Origin of the sequence: Psychrobacillus sp. PGGUH221 (assembly GCF_042055255.1) — a bacterium.
GTDB lineage: Bacteria > Bacillota > Bacilli > Bacillales_A > Planococcaceae > Psychrobacillus.
Window position 1 is genome coordinate 1 of the sequence record NZ_JAQMHQ010000019.1, and the last position, 15,640, is coordinate 15,640.

At 37.0% G+C, this 15,640-nt stretch carries 15 protein-coding genes, 1 tRNA gene, 1 rRNA gene, 1 other RNA gene and 1 other annotated feature; of the genes, 15 read left to right on the top strand and 3 right to left on the bottom strand.

The features are described 5' to 3' along the window. From rrf to PGC35_RS21545, 3 genes are all read left to right on the top strand, one after another. Positions 1–96: ribosomal RNA gene (gene rrf, locus PGC35_RS21535) — 5S ribosomal RNA — on the top strand; the annotation flags it as partial. Positions 97–623: 527 nt separating this feature from the next. Continuing rightward, on the top strand, positions 624–2,090 hold the full coding sequence (guaB, locus tag PGC35_RS21540; protein ID WP_375220645.1) for an IMP dehydrogenase: 1,467 nt from the start codon (positions 624–626) through the stop codon (positions 2,088–2,090). 138 nt (positions 2,091–2,228) lie between these two features. Further along, complete coding sequence (locus PGC35_RS21545; protein ID WP_056832839.1) at positions 2,229–3,563, top strand: serine hydrolase; 1,335 nt, start codon at positions 2,229–2,231, stop codon at positions 3,561–3,563. 18 nt (positions 3,564–3,581) lie between these two features. Here the strand turns inward: PGC35_RS21545 and pdxR are convergent, their stop codons facing one another. Next, positions 3,582–5,003, bottom strand: a complete 1,422-nt coding sequence (pdxR, locus tag PGC35_RS21550; RefSeq protein ID WP_375220646.1) for a MocR-like pyridoxine biosynthesis transcription factor PdxR — start codon at positions 5,001–5,003, stop codon at positions 3,582–3,584. 105 nt (positions 5,004–5,108) lie between these two features. Here pdxR and pdxS point away from each other — a divergent pair, with 105 nt between their 5' ends. The 3 genes from pdxS (at position 5,109) to serS (ending at position 8,226) form a co-directional block, all read left to right on the top strand. Next, positions 5,109–5,999: a pyridoxal 5'-phosphate synthase lyase subunit PdxS gene (gene pdxS, locus PGC35_RS21555; RefSeq protein WP_375220647.1), complete on the top strand. Its 891-nt coding sequence runs from the start codon at positions 5,109–5,111 to the stop codon at positions 5,997–5,999. A gap of 1 nt (position 6,000) precedes the next feature. Then, positions 6,001–6,594, top strand: a complete 594-nt coding sequence (pdxT, locus tag PGC35_RS21560; RefSeq protein ID WP_375220648.1) for a pyridoxal 5'-phosphate synthase glutaminase subunit PdxT — start codon at positions 6,001–6,003, stop codon at positions 6,592–6,594. Positions 6,595–6,618: 24 nt separating this feature from the next. Continuing rightward, positions 6,619–6,834: a binding site (T-box leader), on the top strand. Between the two features lie 117 nt (positions 6,835–6,951). Further along, the gene (gene serS, locus PGC35_RS21565; RefSeq protein WP_053591119.1) at positions 6,952–8,226 is read left to right on the top strand and encodes a serine--tRNA ligase; all 1,275 of its coding nucleotides are present in this window, start codon (positions 6,952–6,954) and stop codon (positions 8,224–8,226) included. A 39-nt stretch (positions 8,227–8,265) separates the two neighbouring features. On the opposite strand, the gene tadA is transcribed toward serS, so the two are convergent. After that, positions 8,266–8,724: a tRNA adenosine(34) deaminase TadA gene (gene tadA / locus PGC35_RS21570; RefSeq protein WP_275790436.1), complete on the bottom strand. Its 459-nt coding sequence runs from the start codon at positions 8,722–8,724 to the stop codon at positions 8,266–8,268. 91 nt (positions 8,725–8,815) lie between these two features. Here tadA and PGC35_RS21575 point away from each other — a divergent pair, with 91 nt between their 5' ends. The 3 genes from PGC35_RS21575 to PGC35_RS21585 all read left to right on the top strand — a co-directional run bounded on the left by PGC35_RS21575 (position 8,816) and on the right by PGC35_RS21585 (position 11,361). Beyond that, positions 8,816–9,952, top strand: coding sequence for a glycosyl hydrolase family 18 protein (locus tag PGC35_RS21575; RefSeq protein ID WP_375220649.1), 1,137 nt, complete (start codon positions 8,816–8,818; stop codon positions 9,950–9,952). Positions 9,953–10,057: 105 nt separating this feature from the next. Further along, a complete protein-coding gene (locus PGC35_RS21580) occupies positions 10,058–10,690 on the top strand; it encodes a deoxynucleoside kinase (protein ID WP_375220650.1) in 633 nt (210 codons plus the stop codon). Between the two features lie 2 nt (positions 10,691–10,692). Next, entirely contained in the window at positions 10,693–11,361 is a 669-nt protein-coding gene (locus PGC35_RS21585; protein WP_053591116.1) for a deoxynucleoside kinase, read from the top strand. 161 nt (positions 11,362–11,522) lie between these two features. On the opposite strand, the gene PGC35_RS21590 is transcribed toward PGC35_RS21585, so the two are convergent. After that, positions 11,523–11,615: transfer RNA gene (locus tag PGC35_RS21590), tRNA-Ser, on the bottom strand. 150 nt (positions 11,616–11,765) lie between these two features. Here PGC35_RS21590 and ffs point away from each other — a divergent pair. The 6 genes from ffs to PGC35_RS21620 all read left to right on the top strand — a co-directional run bounded on the left by ffs (position 11,766) and on the right by PGC35_RS21620 (position 15,433). Next, positions 11,766–12,033, top strand: an RNA gene (ffs, locus tag PGC35_RS21595) — signal recognition particle sRNA large type. Positions 12,034–12,189: 156 nt separating this feature from the next. Beyond that, positions 12,190–13,938, top strand: a complete 1,749-nt coding sequence (gene dnaX / locus PGC35_RS21600) for a DNA polymerase III subunit gamma/tau (RefSeq protein ID WP_375220651.1) — start codon at positions 12,190–12,192, stop codon at positions 13,936–13,938. A gap of 14 nt (positions 13,939–13,952) precedes the next feature. Further along, on the top strand, positions 13,953–14,273 hold the full coding sequence (locus PGC35_RS21605) for a YbaB/EbfC family nucleoid-associated protein (protein WP_053591114.1): 321 nt from the start codon (positions 13,953–13,955) through the stop codon (positions 14,271–14,273). An 11-nt stretch (positions 14,274–14,284) separates the two neighbouring features. Further along, a complete protein-coding gene (gene recR, locus PGC35_RS21610) occupies positions 14,285–14,881 on the top strand; it encodes a recombination mediator RecR (RefSeq protein WP_053591113.1) in 597 nt (198 codons plus the stop codon). A gap of 18 nt (positions 14,882–14,899) precedes the next feature. Beyond that, positions 14,900–15,112, top strand: coding sequence for a YaaL family protein (locus tag PGC35_RS21615; protein ID WP_053591112.1), 213 nt, complete (start codon positions 14,900–14,902; stop codon positions 15,110–15,112). Positions 15,113–15,175: 63 nt separating this feature from the next. Continuing rightward, a complete protein-coding gene (locus PGC35_RS21620) occupies positions 15,176–15,433 on the top strand; it encodes a pro-sigmaK processing inhibitor BofA family protein (protein WP_053591111.1) in 258 nt (85 codons plus the stop codon). Positions 15,434–15,640 lie beyond the last annotated feature (207 nt).

The window sequence follows — 15,640 nt, forward strand, 5'->3', positions numbered from 1 at the left end:
GGTCACACCCGTTCCCATACCGAACACGGAAGTTAAGCTCTTCAGCGCCGATGGTAGTTGGGGGTCTCCCCCTGTGAGAGTAGGACGTCGCTGGGCAATTGAAAAGTCGTCACCGAGTAATCGGTGACGACTTTTTTTTGTGCGGAAAGAAAAGGCCAAAGGCAAAGAATTGTAGATAAACTTGGAAGATAGTCTTATAAACGTAGTACAAAAGAAAAAATGTGTCATCTCAGAGAAAGTGAACCTTTATTGTGAGAAATGGTCGCTTTCATTATCTAGTTGATTGCTTTTAGATTCTCCTTAGTCGCTTATACGACTCATTTGGTTGCTCTAATAGGCAAACTAGTCTCCCATATCTAATTTTAAATCGACACTCAGGTACTCAAATAATTTCAAGTTTTTAAAAGTATCTTACTTCCTTTTACTGGATAAACTTATACTGAAGAATCGGCATGATTGTAGAGATTACCTATGTTTTCTTAGAATGATATGGAATAAAGTAACAATATCTAATTTTAAAAGAAAAATCGGAATTATTGTTTTATTCTAGGAATCTTGACAGTGTGCTTGGGCGCTGATAACCTTACAATAATATTCATTTAACAGAGGAGGAAATTAGAGAAATGTGGGATACTAAATTTCAAAAAGAAGGTCTAACGTTTGATGATGTACTACTAGTTCCAGCACAGTCGGAAGTATTGCCAAAAGATGTGAATTTATCTGTTCAATTAACATCAAAGATTAAGTTGAATATACCTATAATTAGCGCAGGTATGGATACTGTCACAGAAGCTAAAATGGCTATTGCAATGGCTCGACAAGGTGGATTAGGAATAATTCATAAAAATATGTCCATAGAAGAACAAGCGGAACAAGTGGAAACAGTTAAACGTTCTGAAAATGGTGTTATAACAGACCCATTCTTCTTAACTCCAACCCATCAAGTTTATGATGCAGAACATTTAATGGGGAAATATAGAATATCCGGTGTTCCGATTGTAAATAATGAAGAAGAACAAAAACTTGTTGGAATCATTACAAACCGTGATTTGCGTTTTATTCAAGATTATTCTTTAATCATTGATGAAGTTATGACAAAAGAGCAATTAGTAACTGCACCTGTTGGGACAACTCTTGAAGATGCAGAGAAAATTTTACAACAATATAAAATTGAAAAATTACCTATAGTAGATGAAAATGGAATTCTTAAAGGTTTAATTACTATAAAAGATATTGAAAAAGTAATTGAATTCCCGAATGCTGCAAAAGATCAACATGGTCGCTTATTAGTAGGCGCGGCTGTTGGGGTTACAAAAGATACAATGATGCGTGTAGAAAAGCTTGTGAAAGCACATGTAGATATTATCGTAATTGATACTGCTCATGGTCATTCTCAAGGTGTAATGGATACGGTTAAGAATATTCGTGAAGCATACCCAGATTTAGATATTGTGGCTGGAAATGTAGCTACGGGCGAAGCTACACGTGCTCTATTTGAAGCAGGAGCAGATGTAGTAAAAGTGGGGATTGGACCTGGTTCTATTTGTACTACTCGTGTCGTTGCAGGTGTTGGGGTTCCTCAGATTACTGCAGTATATGATTGTGCGACTGAAGCTAGAAAAGTAGGTAAGACTATTATTGCAGATGGTGGTATTAAATTCTCTGGAGATATTATTAAAGCACTTGCAGCAGGTGGACATGTTGTTATGCTAGGAAGTTTACTAGCTGGTACAACTGAAAGCCCAGGTGAAACAGAAATTTTCCAAGGTAGACGTTTTAAAGTGTACCGAGGAATGGGTTCAATTGGTGCAATGGAAAAAGGTTCAAAAGACCGTTACTTCCAAGAGGATGCAAAGAAATTAGTACCAGAAGGAATTGAAGGTCGTCTTCCTTACAAAGGACCGTTATCTGATACTGTACATCAATTACTTGGTGGAGTGAGAGCAGGCATGGGTTACTGTGGAACGAAAGACTTACAAGACTTACGTGAAAATGCTCAATTTATTCGCATGACTGGTGCAGGATTACGTGAAAGCCATCCGCATGATGTTCAAATAACGAAAGAAGCACCTAACTATTCTATTTCATAAGTAATGTATGAAAGAAACTTTAGCACCCATTTATCGTCTTTATCTAGGCAGAATGGGTGCTTTTTATATGTAAAGTGCTATTAAGCAAAAAAATGTGTTAAAATGAGCATTGAAAAAACTTTTAGTGGAGGTACAGTAGTGAAGAAAGTTTGGATGACATCAATGATAAAATGGCTAATACTTCCTATGTTTTTAGTATCAGTTATATGTGGAGCACCGGTCGAAACAAAAGCAGAGGATAGTTTGAATTTATATGTCGATGCTGCAATTTTAATTGATGCAGATACAGGAAAAATTTTATATGAGAAAAATTCAGAGTCACCATTAGGTATTGCTAGTATGACTAAAATGATGACAGAGTATTTGTTATTCGAAGCAATTGAAGAAGGAAAGATTTCTTGGGATCAACAATATTCAGTGACAGATTATACATACAAAATCTCTCAGGATCGCCGTTTAAGTAACGTACCTCTTCGTCAAGATGGTAGCTATTCTATTCAAGAACTTTATGAAGCGATGGCTATTTATTCTGCCAATGCAGCTACTATTGCAATAGCAGAGACAATCGCTGGGACAGAAGAGAACTTTGTGAAGCTGATGAATGAAAAAGCAGAAGAAATGGGCTTAGAAGGATATAAGTTTGTCAATTCAACAGGATTGAATAATGAGGATTTACAAGGGATGCACCCAGCAAGCACAGGTGCTTCTGATGAAAATGTTATGCCCGCTAAATCAGTTGCCATTCTTGCGTACAATTTAATGAAAGATTATCCTGAAGTATTAGAAACAACTAAAATCCCTAAAAAAACATTTCGTGAAGGCACTTCTGATGCAATTGAAATGAGTAACTGGAACTGGATGTTACCAGGATTAGTGTATGAATACGAAGGTGTAGATGGATTAAAAACTGGAACAACCGATTTTGCAGGTCATTCCTTTACTGGAACTGCTCAAAAAAATGGAATGCGTGTGATTGCAGTTGTTATGAAAGCTGTAGATGCGAATGGAGCAGGTACATATAAAGCTCGATTTGATGCAACAAGAGCATTGTTTGACTATGGATTTGCACAATTTTCTAAAGTAGAAATAGTTCCTGCAGGATACAAAATTCCTAAAAATAAAACATTACCTGTTATAAAAGGTAAAGAAGATTCCGTTGCAATTGCTGTAAAAGATCCAATTTCTATGGTTATTAAAACAAGTGAAAAAGACATGTACAAGCCTGTTTTTACACCTGATAAGAAAAACTTAGAGGCAGACGTTAAAGAAGGTACAGTCGTAGGTAAAGTTCATTTGGAGAAAACGGAAGGCTCTGATTACGGTTATATCACAGATAAAGCAGCTGAAGTAGATGTAGTTACTACAGAATCAGTAGAACGTGCTAGCTGGATTAGTTTAATGTTCCAAGGAATCGGTAAATTCTTCGGTAATTTATGGAATAGTACAACTGATTTTGTTGGCGGATTATTTTAATATCAAAACACCATGCGCTTAATTGCGTTCACGGTGTTTTTTTATATCCCAAGCATTCATTAAAGCATTTATGGAGGAGGGAATTTCCAGGACATCAATTCCTCCAAAGCCTAAAACAATTTTGGGATCTGTAGCAACATCTGTATCCTCCGTTGCATACTCACGAAGGCCATATACACGTATACCCGAATTCTTTGCAAGTAAAACTAGTTCCTCTTCTTTTTTAGATGTATGAATAGTTAATAATATATGCATGCCTGCCTGCTCGCCTGAAATCGTAACAGTAGGATTATATTTAGCAATTGTTTTCGTTACCATTTCTAGTTTTCGTTTATAGATTTTTCTCATTTTATTTAAATGCTTGGCAAAATGACCTGACTCCATGAATTTTGCTAATACATGCTGATCAATTCGAGGTACGGTTGCTGCATAATAAGAGAATTTTTGCTTATATTGCATGATCAGAGCTTCTGGTAATACGGCATATGCAATTCGCAGCGATGGCATTAAGGATTTGGAAAACGTACTTAAATAAATGACACGCTGATTTTGATCAAGTCCCTGTAAAGAAGGAATAGGTCTACCTGTGTATCTAAACTCACTGTCATAGTCATCTTCAATAATATATCTATTCTCTTGTTGATAAGCCCAGGATAAAAGCTGGCTCCTACGCGTAGCAGAAAGTACAGCACCTGTTGGAAACTGGTGTGAAGGAGTTACATACATGACGGTAGCTCTAGTTTTTTCAAGTTCCGACACTATTACTCCGTCCATATCAACAGGAATAGGCAATGATTTTTTTCTATCATCTAAAAATAAATGATGGGTGAGTGGATAACCCGGATTTTCAATACCATAAACAGCTTCTTTGCCTAGTAAACGGATAATTAACGGCATTATTTGCTCTGTTCCGGAACCAAGAATAATTTGTTCAGGTTTACATTTAACGCCACGTGATTGGTATAAATAAGAGGAAATATGTTGCCGTAAAACATAATCTCCTTGAGGATGCCCAAGTTGAAGAAAATCTTTATTTGCCTCGTTAATGGTTTCCTTCGTAAATTTCCTCCATGTAGTAAATGGAAAAGAATCTGTATCAATTTTACCGGGTGAAAAATCTATCATTACATGGTCGGTGTCGCTTATTTCTCGTGTCATCAATGGTAAATCTTGTTCAATCAAAGCTAATTCTTCTAAGCTTTGAACAAAAAATCCCTTTCTAGCTTCTGAACTAATAAAACCCTCTGCTACAAGTTGACTATACGCAAATTCAATTGTAGTTTGACTAACAGCCAAATATTCTGCAAGTTTTCTTTTGGAAGGAAGTTTTTCTCCTTCTTCTATTTTTCCCTCAATTATTGCATCTTTAATTTCATTGTAAAGTTGTTCGTATAAAGGAGTTTGGGCTTCTTTTTCTAGTTGAAACATTAGATAGTCCATTTTTCATCACCAATCTGACCACTCTAAATTTCTGATTTCTGGTACTTTTCAAATGGTCATCTTTTATTATACTAAACTTCATAAAGAATATGGAGGGAAAAATTTATGACTTCAAATTTAACTGGTACAGAGAGAGTAAAACGTGGAATGGCAGAAATGCAAAAAGGTGGCGTTATTATGGACGTTATCAATGCTGAGCAAGCAAAAATTGCAGAAGCTGCTGGTGCAGTAGCAGTAATGGCATTAGAACGTGTACCATCTGATATTCGCGCAGCAGGTGGTGTTGCTCGTATGGCAGATCCACGCATAATGGAAGAAGTAATGGGAGCAGTAACAATTCCAGTTATGGCGAAAGCACGTATTGGCCATATTACAGAAGCAAGAATTTTAGAAGCAATGGGTGTTGACTACATCGACGAGTCTGAAGTTTTAACTCCTGCAGATGAAGAGTATCACTTACGTAAAAGCGAATTCACAGTACCATTCGTTTGCGGATGTAAGGATTTAGGGGAAGCAGCTCGTCGTATCGCAGAAGGAGCTTCTATGCTTCGTACAAAAGGGGAACCTGGAACAGGGAATATTGTAGAAGCTGTTCGTCATTTACGTAAAGTAAATGCGCATGTACGTAAAATTGTTCATATGAACGAGGATGAATTAATGACAGAAGCAAAAATTTTAGGAGCACCATATGATGTTTTATTGCAAATCAAACATAATGGTAAATTACCGGTTGTAAACTTTGCAGCTGGTGGAGTAGCCACACCAGCGGATGCAGCATTAATGATGGAGCTTGGAGCAGATGGTGTATTTGTTGGATCAGGAATCTTCAAATCAGAAAACCCTGAGAAATTTGCAAAAGCAATCGTAGAAGCAACAACACATTACCAAGACTACAAATTACTCGTAGAAATATCAAAAGACCTAGGAATTCCGATGAAGGGAATTGAAATTTCTCGTTTATCTGCCCAAGATCGTATGCAAGATAGAGGGTGGTAACATGGTAAAGATAGGCGTATTAGCTCTTCAAGGAGCAGTAAGTGAACATATTCGTTCCATAGAAGCATGTGGAGCTCAGGCTATCACAGTAAAAAGCAAAAGTGATTTAGCTTTAGTGGATGGATTAATCCTTCCAGGTGGAGAAAGCACAGCGATGCGAAAACTAATTGATCGATTTGAGATGTTGGAGCCTCTCCAACAATTTGCGGCTGCAGGAAAGCCGATGTTTGGAACTTGTGCAGGATTAATACTATTAGCAAAAAAACTTGTTGGTTATGATTTTTCACATATTAGTGTTCTAGATGCAAAAGTAGAACGTAATTCTTTTGGTCGCCAAGTGGATAGCTTTGAAACGAGTTTAGCGATTAAAGATATTGCAGAGGATTTCCCAGCTGTATTTATACGAGCCCCTCATATTGTGGGAGTTGGTGAAGATGTTGAGGTACTTGCTCGCTTTGAAGGAAAAATTGTTATGGCGAGACAAGGTTATTTGCTCGGATGCTCCTTTCACCCTGAACTGACAGCAGATCATCGAATTACCGCGTATTTTACTGAAATGGTCGAGGATTCGCTTGCATTAACAGTAAATATATAGTAAAGTATGAGTAATTTCATGAATGTAAAAACGATGATAGGAAGTAGTAACAAGCACGTTTTTTATAGAGAGTCAGCGGCTGGTGTAAGCTGATATGAACACTTGTGAATCCATCCTTTGAGTTGCGCGATTGAAAGTTAAGTAGGTCGTGTCCGGTTGAAAAAGCCGTTATGGAACAAGTGGATTCAGTTTTTTACTGAATCAATCAGGGTGGCAACGCGGGTAGCTCTCGTCCCTTTTTTGGGATGAGGGCTTTTTTGTCGTTTTTAACCTTATTTGCTGCATATATGAGCACTTAATGAATAAGGTTAAAGATTCCCAAATGAGAATTTGATTAAAATAGAGGAGGAAACTCATATGTTAGACGTAAAATTTGTACGTGACCATTATGAAGAAGTGAAAGTTAAGCTTGCTAAGCGTGGGGAAGAAATATCTGAATTTGATCAGTTCTTACCATTAGATCAAAAACGTAGAGAATTAATTGCAAAAACAGAAGTGTTAAAAGCAGAAAGAAATGAGTTTTCTCAAAAAATCTCTGAGATGAAACGAAATAAAGAAAATGCGGATGATCTAATTGCACGTATGCGCGAAGTTGGCGATGAAATTAAAGTACTAGATGATGAGTTAAGAGATGTGGAAGAAAAATTTGAATATATGATGATGCGAGTTCCAAATATTCCTCATGAAAGTGTGCCAATCGGTGACTCAGAAGATGATAATGTGGAAATCCGTAAATGGGGAGAAGTTCCTTCATTCGATTTTGAAACAAAAGCCCATTGGGATATTGCAACAGATTTAAAAATAGTAGATTTTGAGCGTGCTGCGAAAGTGACAGGAAGCCGATTTGCTTTCTACCGAGGATTGGGTGCAAGACTTGAACGTGCATTGATAAACTTTATGATGGATTTACATGCTGAAGAGCATGGATATGAAGAAATGTTACCTCCATACTTGGCAAATCGCACAAGTTTAACAGGTACAGGTCAGCTTCCGAAGTTTGAAGAGGATGCGTTTTTAATAGGAGAAGAAGATTATTTCTTAATTCCAACGGCAGAAGTGCCAGTAACCAATTTCTATCGTGATGAGATTTTAGATGGAGCAGAACTTCCACAAGCGTTCACTGCTTTTAGTGCTTGCTTCCGTTCTGAGGCGGGATCTGCAGGTCGTGATACTCGTGGTTTAATACGTCAACATCAGTTTAATAAAGTAGAACTTGTTCGTTTTGTTAAGCCGGAAGAATCATATGAGCAATTAGAGCTTTTAACAGGGCATGCAGAAAAAGTGTTACAACTTTTAGGACTTCCATATAGAGTGCTTCATATGTGTACTGCGGATTTAGGCTTTACTGCAGCGAAAAAATATGATTTAGAAGTTTGGTTACCGAGCTACGGGGAGTATAAAGAAATTTCTTCTTGTAGTAATTTTGAGGATTTTCAAGCTCGTCGTGCAGGCATTCGCTTTAGAAGAGAAGCGGGTGGAAAACCAGAGTATGTACACACATTGAACGGTAGTGGACTTGCACTTGGACGTACAGTAGCAGCAATTTTAGAAAACTATCAGCAAGCTGATGGTACTGTAGTAGTTCCGGAAGTTTTACGTCCATACATGGGTGGAAAATCTGTAATTAAATAATAGTTGAACTCAATAATGTTGGAGTAACCAGAAACGCATTTATAAGCCGCGTTTCTGGTTCTTTTTTTGTTCTCGTAAATTGCGAAAAAAATGAGTAAGCATGGCCCCACATTCTTCTGCTAAAACACCTTCTGTCACTTCACACATATGATTAAACCTATTGTCTTTTAAAAGATGATAGAGAGAATCTACACAACCGGCTTTTGCATCTCTAGCTCCATAGACAACACGTGGAATACGGGATTGTAAAATAGCTCCTGCACACATAGGGCAAGGCTCCAGTGTGACGTATAAAGTTGTTTCTTCTAATCTCCAACTGCCTATTTTTTTACACGCCTCTTGAATCGCTAGTAGCTCTGCATGTGTAGTTGCATTTTGGGTAGTTTCTCTTAGGTTAAAAGCCTGGGCAATCACTTCTTCTTTATATACAATGACAGCCCCAATTGGTACTTCACCGATTTCTGCTGCTTTTTTAGCCTCTGCTACTGCTAAATTCATATAGTGTTCATCCAATTAGAATCAACCCCTTTTGCATAGTGTAGCATGTTTTATTTACATATTGCATATTCTATTCTGAAGGAGTGATCGATTGATTTATGTAGTGAAAAAAGGGGATAGTTTATACTCTATTGCAAAGCAGTTCGGTACAAATACTTCAACGCTTGCCTCTATAAACGAGCTGCCAGATCCAGATGTATTGGTCTTAGGTCAAGCGCTAGTTATTCCATCTACACCAAGTCCTGAAAGACCATTCGTTGAATCTAATCTATATGTAGAGTGGTTCACCGAAGTTCCATCCGCTCGTGTAATCGAGCAAGTAGAAAAAGCGGCACCTAATTTAACTTATATGATGCCTTTTGCTTATGAGGTGTTGCGTGATGGTTCCTTGACTCCCATGAATTGGGGGACGTTACAGGAAGTAGCGCAAAGAAACCAGGTAGAATCTTCCATTGTGTTAGCGAATATTGAAGATGGAGCGTTTAATGCATCACTAGCCCATACTATTTTTACAGATGAACAAGTCAAACAAAAAGTATTTGAGCAAGCAGTAGCTGAAGCAAACAAAAGAGGAAATAAACATATTCATTTAGATTTCGAATATATCGCTGCGGAAGACAGAGAAAACTATGTGAATTTTATAAAGGATTTAAAGGAGTATGCGGAAGGATTTACAATATCCGCAAGTGTTCCTCCTAAGACGAGTGCTGAGCAAGCTGGGAAATGGTATGAAGGTTTTGACTATAAAGCACTTGGTGAGGTATTAGATTTTATTGTAATTATGACCTATGAATGGGGCTACAGTGGTGGACCACCAATGGCAGTTTCCCCAATTGGTCCAGTTCGTCAAGTGTTAGAATATGCAACGACGGAAATTATTCCCAAGAAGATATTAATGGGACAAAATTTATATGGGTATGATTGGACACTTCCTTATAAACCAGGAAATCCTTTTGCTAGAGCTATTAGCCCTCAGCAGGCTATTCAATTAGCAAAGGAACGAAATGCTGCGATTGAATATGACCAAACTGCACAAGCGCCTTTTTTTCATTACTGGAGAGATGGTATAGAGCATGAGGTGTGGTTTGAGGATGCACGTTCCATACAGGCAAAATTTAATCTTTTAAAAGAGTTGGGGCTTTTAGGAATCTCCTATTGGCATAGTGGTTTTGATTTTCCTCAAAATTGGTATTTACTCAACGAAATGTTTCGTGTGAGAAAAAAGTAGAGCAAATTTGCCTTTCTTTTAGAAAGGTGGATTTGCTCTGTTTTTCGTTTTCTAGCTATGATAAAATAAAGGGCACGACTTGAATATTAGAGTGAGGTTAAAGCTATGTCCATTCCATTTATAACGGTAGAAGGTCCTATAGGGGTTGGAAAGACCTCCTTAGCAAAAGCTATTGCTGCCAACTATCAATTTGAATTACTTAAAGAGATTGTGGATGAAAATCCTTTTTTAGATAAGTTTTATGAAAATATTGCGGAGTGGAGCTTCCAAACGGAAATGTTCTTTTTATGCAATCGATATAAACAATTAAGCGATATCCAGAAGAATTACCTTTCCAAATCTAAAGCAGTAACAGCTGATTACCATATTTTTAAAAATTTAATTTTCGCTAAACGCTCGTTGAATGAAGTAGAATATAAAAAGTATGAAGAAGTATACAAAATATTAATAAATGATATGCCTGTCCCAAATATGGTAATTTATTTGGACGCTAGCCTAGATGTATTAATGGACCGCATTGACTTACGTGGTAGAGATTTTGAGAAAAAGATCAGTCCGGATTATTTGGAGCAGCTTGCATCCGATTATCGTGTATTTATTGATCATTTTGAAAAAAAACATCCAGAAGTACCAGTTCTTCGATTTAACGGAGATGAATTAGATTTTGTTCAAAATGGACAAGACTTGCAAACAATTTTAGATAAAGTAGATGCAACATTACATAGAAGGAGTTTTTAAGTATGAATTTAAGAGAGAAGTATGGTATCCCTTCTAATGCGGTTATAACGATTGCTGGAACAGTAGGAGTAGGGAAATCTACGATGACAAAAGCACTTGCGGATGCCCTTCATTTTAAAACATCTTTTGAAAAGGTAGATTCAAATCCTTATTTGGATCGTTTTTATAATGATTTTTCAAAATGGAGCTTTCATTTACAAATTTACTTTTTAGCAGAGCGTTTTAAAGAGCAGAAGAGAATGTTTGAGTATGGCGGGGGATTTATCCAAGATCGTTCCATTTATGAAGACACTGGAATATTTGCACAAATGCATAAAGAAAAGGGAACGATGGATCCTGTAGATCACGAAACATATACTAGTTTGTTTGAAGCAATGGTTATGACACCATATTTCCCACATCCTAATTTGCTCATTTATTTAGAAGGAACATTAGATAATATTATTGATCGTATTCATGACAGAGGTCGACCAATGGAGCAGCAAACACCAATTGCTTATTGGGAGGAAATGCATGGTCGTTATGAAAAATGGATTGACTCTTTTAATGGCTGCCCTGTACTTCGCTTAAATATTAATGACTATGACATCATAGAAAATCCTGATAGCGTCGAAGCGATTGTTGAGAGAATAGGACATTTCATGGAACAAACAGAAGCACTACGTAAATAAGAGAAACCCTCTTGCGATTTTATTGCAAGAGGGTTTTATGCATAAAAAAAGACAACTAGTTAAAGTTGTCTTTTTAATATTCTGAACACTTAAGTTTTAAGAAAAATTCGTTACTAATGCAACGAATTCAATCTCAAATTTATGCGTGTGTGTATTTAAAATGGAGGAGGAAGAGGGATTCGAACCCCCGCGCGGTTTGACCCGCCTGTCGGTTTTCAAGACCGATCCCTTCAGCCAGACTTGGGTATTCCTCCGAAGTACAAGAATTAATTTATCACGGATAAAAACCAAAGTCAATCATTTTAATAAAAAAATAATTGATTTTTTGAAGAAAATAATGTTACCAAAATTTAGATTATCATTTCGATTGATTTTTGTCGCTAAAAAACGTATACTAATCTATGCCGTGCTAGGTGGGAAGGTAGCGGTGTCTTGTAACTCGCAATCCGCTCTAGCGAGACTGAACTCCTTCTCTGAGGTTGAATACATGTAGGGTCTGGTATTTGCACGTGATGTTGACGTTTGGGTCCTGCGCAATGGGTGCCCATGAACCATGTCAGGTCCGGAAGGAAGCAGCATTAAGTGGTGTTTTCTCATGTGCCGCGGGGTAGCCTAAGCCGAGTTAACGACAAGGGTGCCGCTTATGTGTTTCAAGCGAAGGAAGGTGCACGGCAATTATTTAAATATAAAACTATTATTCTCATTTGTCCTTTAGGCAAATGAGTTTTTTTTATGAGAAAAAACGCTATGTGTAATAGGCGAAGTCAAAGTTTCTTTATGGTATAATAAAATTATTATTTAACTTTACATTAGAAGGAGAGGAATTTGTTGTCGTATCAAGCTTTCTACCGCGCTTATCGGCCTCAGTCGTTTGCGGAAATGTCTGGACAAACACATATCAAACAAACACTTCAAAATGCCCTCCTTTACGATAAAACTACACATGCGTATTTATTTTCGGGTCCTCGTGGAACAGGAAAAACGAGCGCCGCAAAGATATTTGCGAAGGCTCTGAACTGTGAAAACGGTCCAGCTAAAGAACCGTGTAACACTTGTGAAACATGTAAAAGTATAACGGACGGATCCAATACAGATGTGATTGAATTTGATGCGGCTTCCAACTCTCGGGTGGAAGAAATGAGAGATATTATTGAAAAAGTACGTTTTGCTCCTTCTAACGCTCGTTACAAAGTGTATATTATAGATGAAGTTCATATGCTCTCAACTAGCGCTTTTAATGCTTTATTAAAAACTTTAGAAGAACCGCCTGCGCATGTTGTATTTATCTTAGCTACAACGGAGCCACATAAAATCCCGTTAACAATTATTTCTAGATGTCAGCGATTTGATTTTAAACGAATTACTTCCGTGGACATTGTTGCAAGAATGAAAGAAGTATTAATAGATGCTAATATCGAATATGATGAAGACGTATTAAAAATTATTGCTCAAGCAGCGGCCGGCGGAATGCGTGATGCACTTAGTATGCTCGATCAAGTAGTATCTTTTAGCGGAGAGAAAATGACAATAGAAGATGCCCTACTTGTAACAGGGTCTATTGGTCAAGAAGTATTCTTTCAGTTAGCAAATGCTTTAATTGAAAAGGATGTAGCGAAAGCATTAAGTTGCGTGGAACAGTTAGTAGATGATGGAAAAGATCCAGTTCGCTTAACAGAAGATTTTGTAACATTTTATCGTGATTTACTTGTGTTACTTGTTGCGCCAGAACAAACCGAGCTATTAGAAATAGCCTCTGGAGACGAATCATTTCTTGAATTAGCTTCTAAGTTTCCGGTAGATACGTTATATAAAAGCATCTCGATATTAACTAACACACAACAAGAGATGCGATTTTCTAACCACTCAAAAGTATACTTAGAAACAGCTATTATACGATTAGCGCAAGTTCCAAGAGATGTAACTACATCTAACGGAGATAGCTCTGAGCTCGAACAGAAAATCAAACTGTTAGAAAGTCAATTGCAACAATTACAACAACAAATAAGCCAAGGTATCTTGCCACAAGCGAATGCTGTGTCACAAGAACAACCGAAAAGACAACGTCAGAAATCGAACTCAGGAGTTAAAGTATCCAGTGGACGTATACATGAGATATTAAAAACGGCAACAAAGACAGACATCCAAGCTATTAAATCTCAATGGGCCAATATATTGCAGCAACTGCAAAAATCACATGCGGCGCTTTTAAATGATGCTGAACCAGTTGCAGCATCATCTAATGCTTTTGTGTTAAAATTCAAATATGATATACATTGTCAAATGGCAATGGAGAATAAAACTTTTTCTTCCTCTTTCCCACAACTCATTTCTAGTTTAACTGGAACGATGTATGAAGTGGTATATGTCCCAGAGGACAAATGGTTGATGATAAGAGAAGAATTCATTCAACAAAATGGCTTAAAATCAAATAATAATGAAACTACTGAGGAGACTACCTCACAGCCTAATGTTGCGATGGAACTTTTAAGTGGTATGGAAGAAATATCGGAGGATCCTTTAATTGTGGAGGCCGAGAAATTATTTGGAAAAGAATTTGTAGAAGTACATGATGACTAAGGAGGAATTTTATTATGCGTGGAATGGGTAATATGCAAGGTATGATGAAGCAAATGCAAAAAATGCAAAAGAAAATGGCGGAGGCACAGGAAGAACTGGGTAACCAACGCTTTGAAGCAGTTGCTGGTGGTGGTATGGTAAAGGTTATTGTTTCTGGACATAAAGAAGTATTAGAAGTAGTACTTGATCCAGCTGTAGTGGATCCAGAAGACGTAGAAATGTTACAAGACTTAATAGTAATAGCAACAAATGAAGCTATTAAAAAAGCAGAAGAAACAGCGAACTCCACGATGGGACAATTCACGAAAGGATTGAACCTCCCTGGTATGTTCTAGGAGGAATTAATATGCATTATCCTGAACCAATATCAAAACTAATAGATAGTTTTATGAAATTGCCAGGAATCGGGCCGAAAACAGCGGCTCGCCTGGCGTTTTTTGTATTAACAATGAAAGAAGATACCGTTTTAGATTTCGCTAAAGCTTTAGTGGATGCTAAAAGGAATTTAAGCTATTGCTCCGTATGTGGGCATATTACAGATATAGACCCTTGTCATATTTGTCAAGATAAACAACGTGATTTATCTATGATTTGTGTAGTTCAAGATACAAAAGATGTGATAGCAATGGAAAAAATGAGAGATTACACCGGTCTATATCATGTTCTTCATGGAGCAATTTCTCCAATGGACGGGATTGGTCCTGAAGATATCAATGTTCCCTCGCTATTAAAAAGATTACAAGATACACAAGTAGAAGAACTTATATTAGCGACAAACCCTACAATTGAGGGAGAAGCAACAGCAATGTATATCTCCCGACTAGTAAAACCTTCTGGTATTAAGACAACAAGAATTGCACATGGATTACCTGTAGGTGGAGATTTAGAGTATGCGGATGAAGTAACTTTATCCAAAGCATTAGAAGGTCGCCGAGAGTTATAAGGGAGTTGTTTATATAAGATGTTTTTTCAAAAAGGAAAGTTAAGAAAAGAATTTGATCTACAATTTGTGGATCTTATGAAACAAACAAAAGAAGAATGGCAACAAGCACAATCATTAGAAGAGTACTTGAATGATTATGATTTAGATGTAGTAGCAAAAAGAAAAATGGCGGAAAGTATCCATTTCTACTTATATAAAGAAGCGAAAATTAGAAATGTTATTTTGAAATGAGCATGATAGTAGTACTAGCTTCATATGCTAAGAGATAGTTATTTTATGGAGGAGAGATGTTTCATGAAAGTAGTTATCATTGTATGTTCGCTAGTACTACTATTGTTACTTATGTTCAGAAAGTCTTTTTCAAACATTATGGAAGGATTATCGATCTTTTTATTCCGTATAGGATTCTCCGTTCTATTATTATTTGGAGTGCATTTACTTTTAGGATTAATCGGATATTCAATCCCTGTTAATCTATTCACAGGAGCTGTGGTAGCAGTATTAGGAATACCTGGTGTAGCTTCTGTCGTAGCCATTTCACTATTAATTTAAATTTATTTTTAAAAAGTGTTGACTTTCTGTTTGGATGAGAGTAATATTGTAGAAGTCGCCAAGAGGTAAACAACACGGCAGACAACATGAACATTGAAAACTGAACATGCAAAACGTTAAGACATATAGCTTGATAGACTAGCTTCGGTTAGTCGGATAGCAAACAATTTTGACATCATTTAATGATGATGCCAGCAAAACAAAATG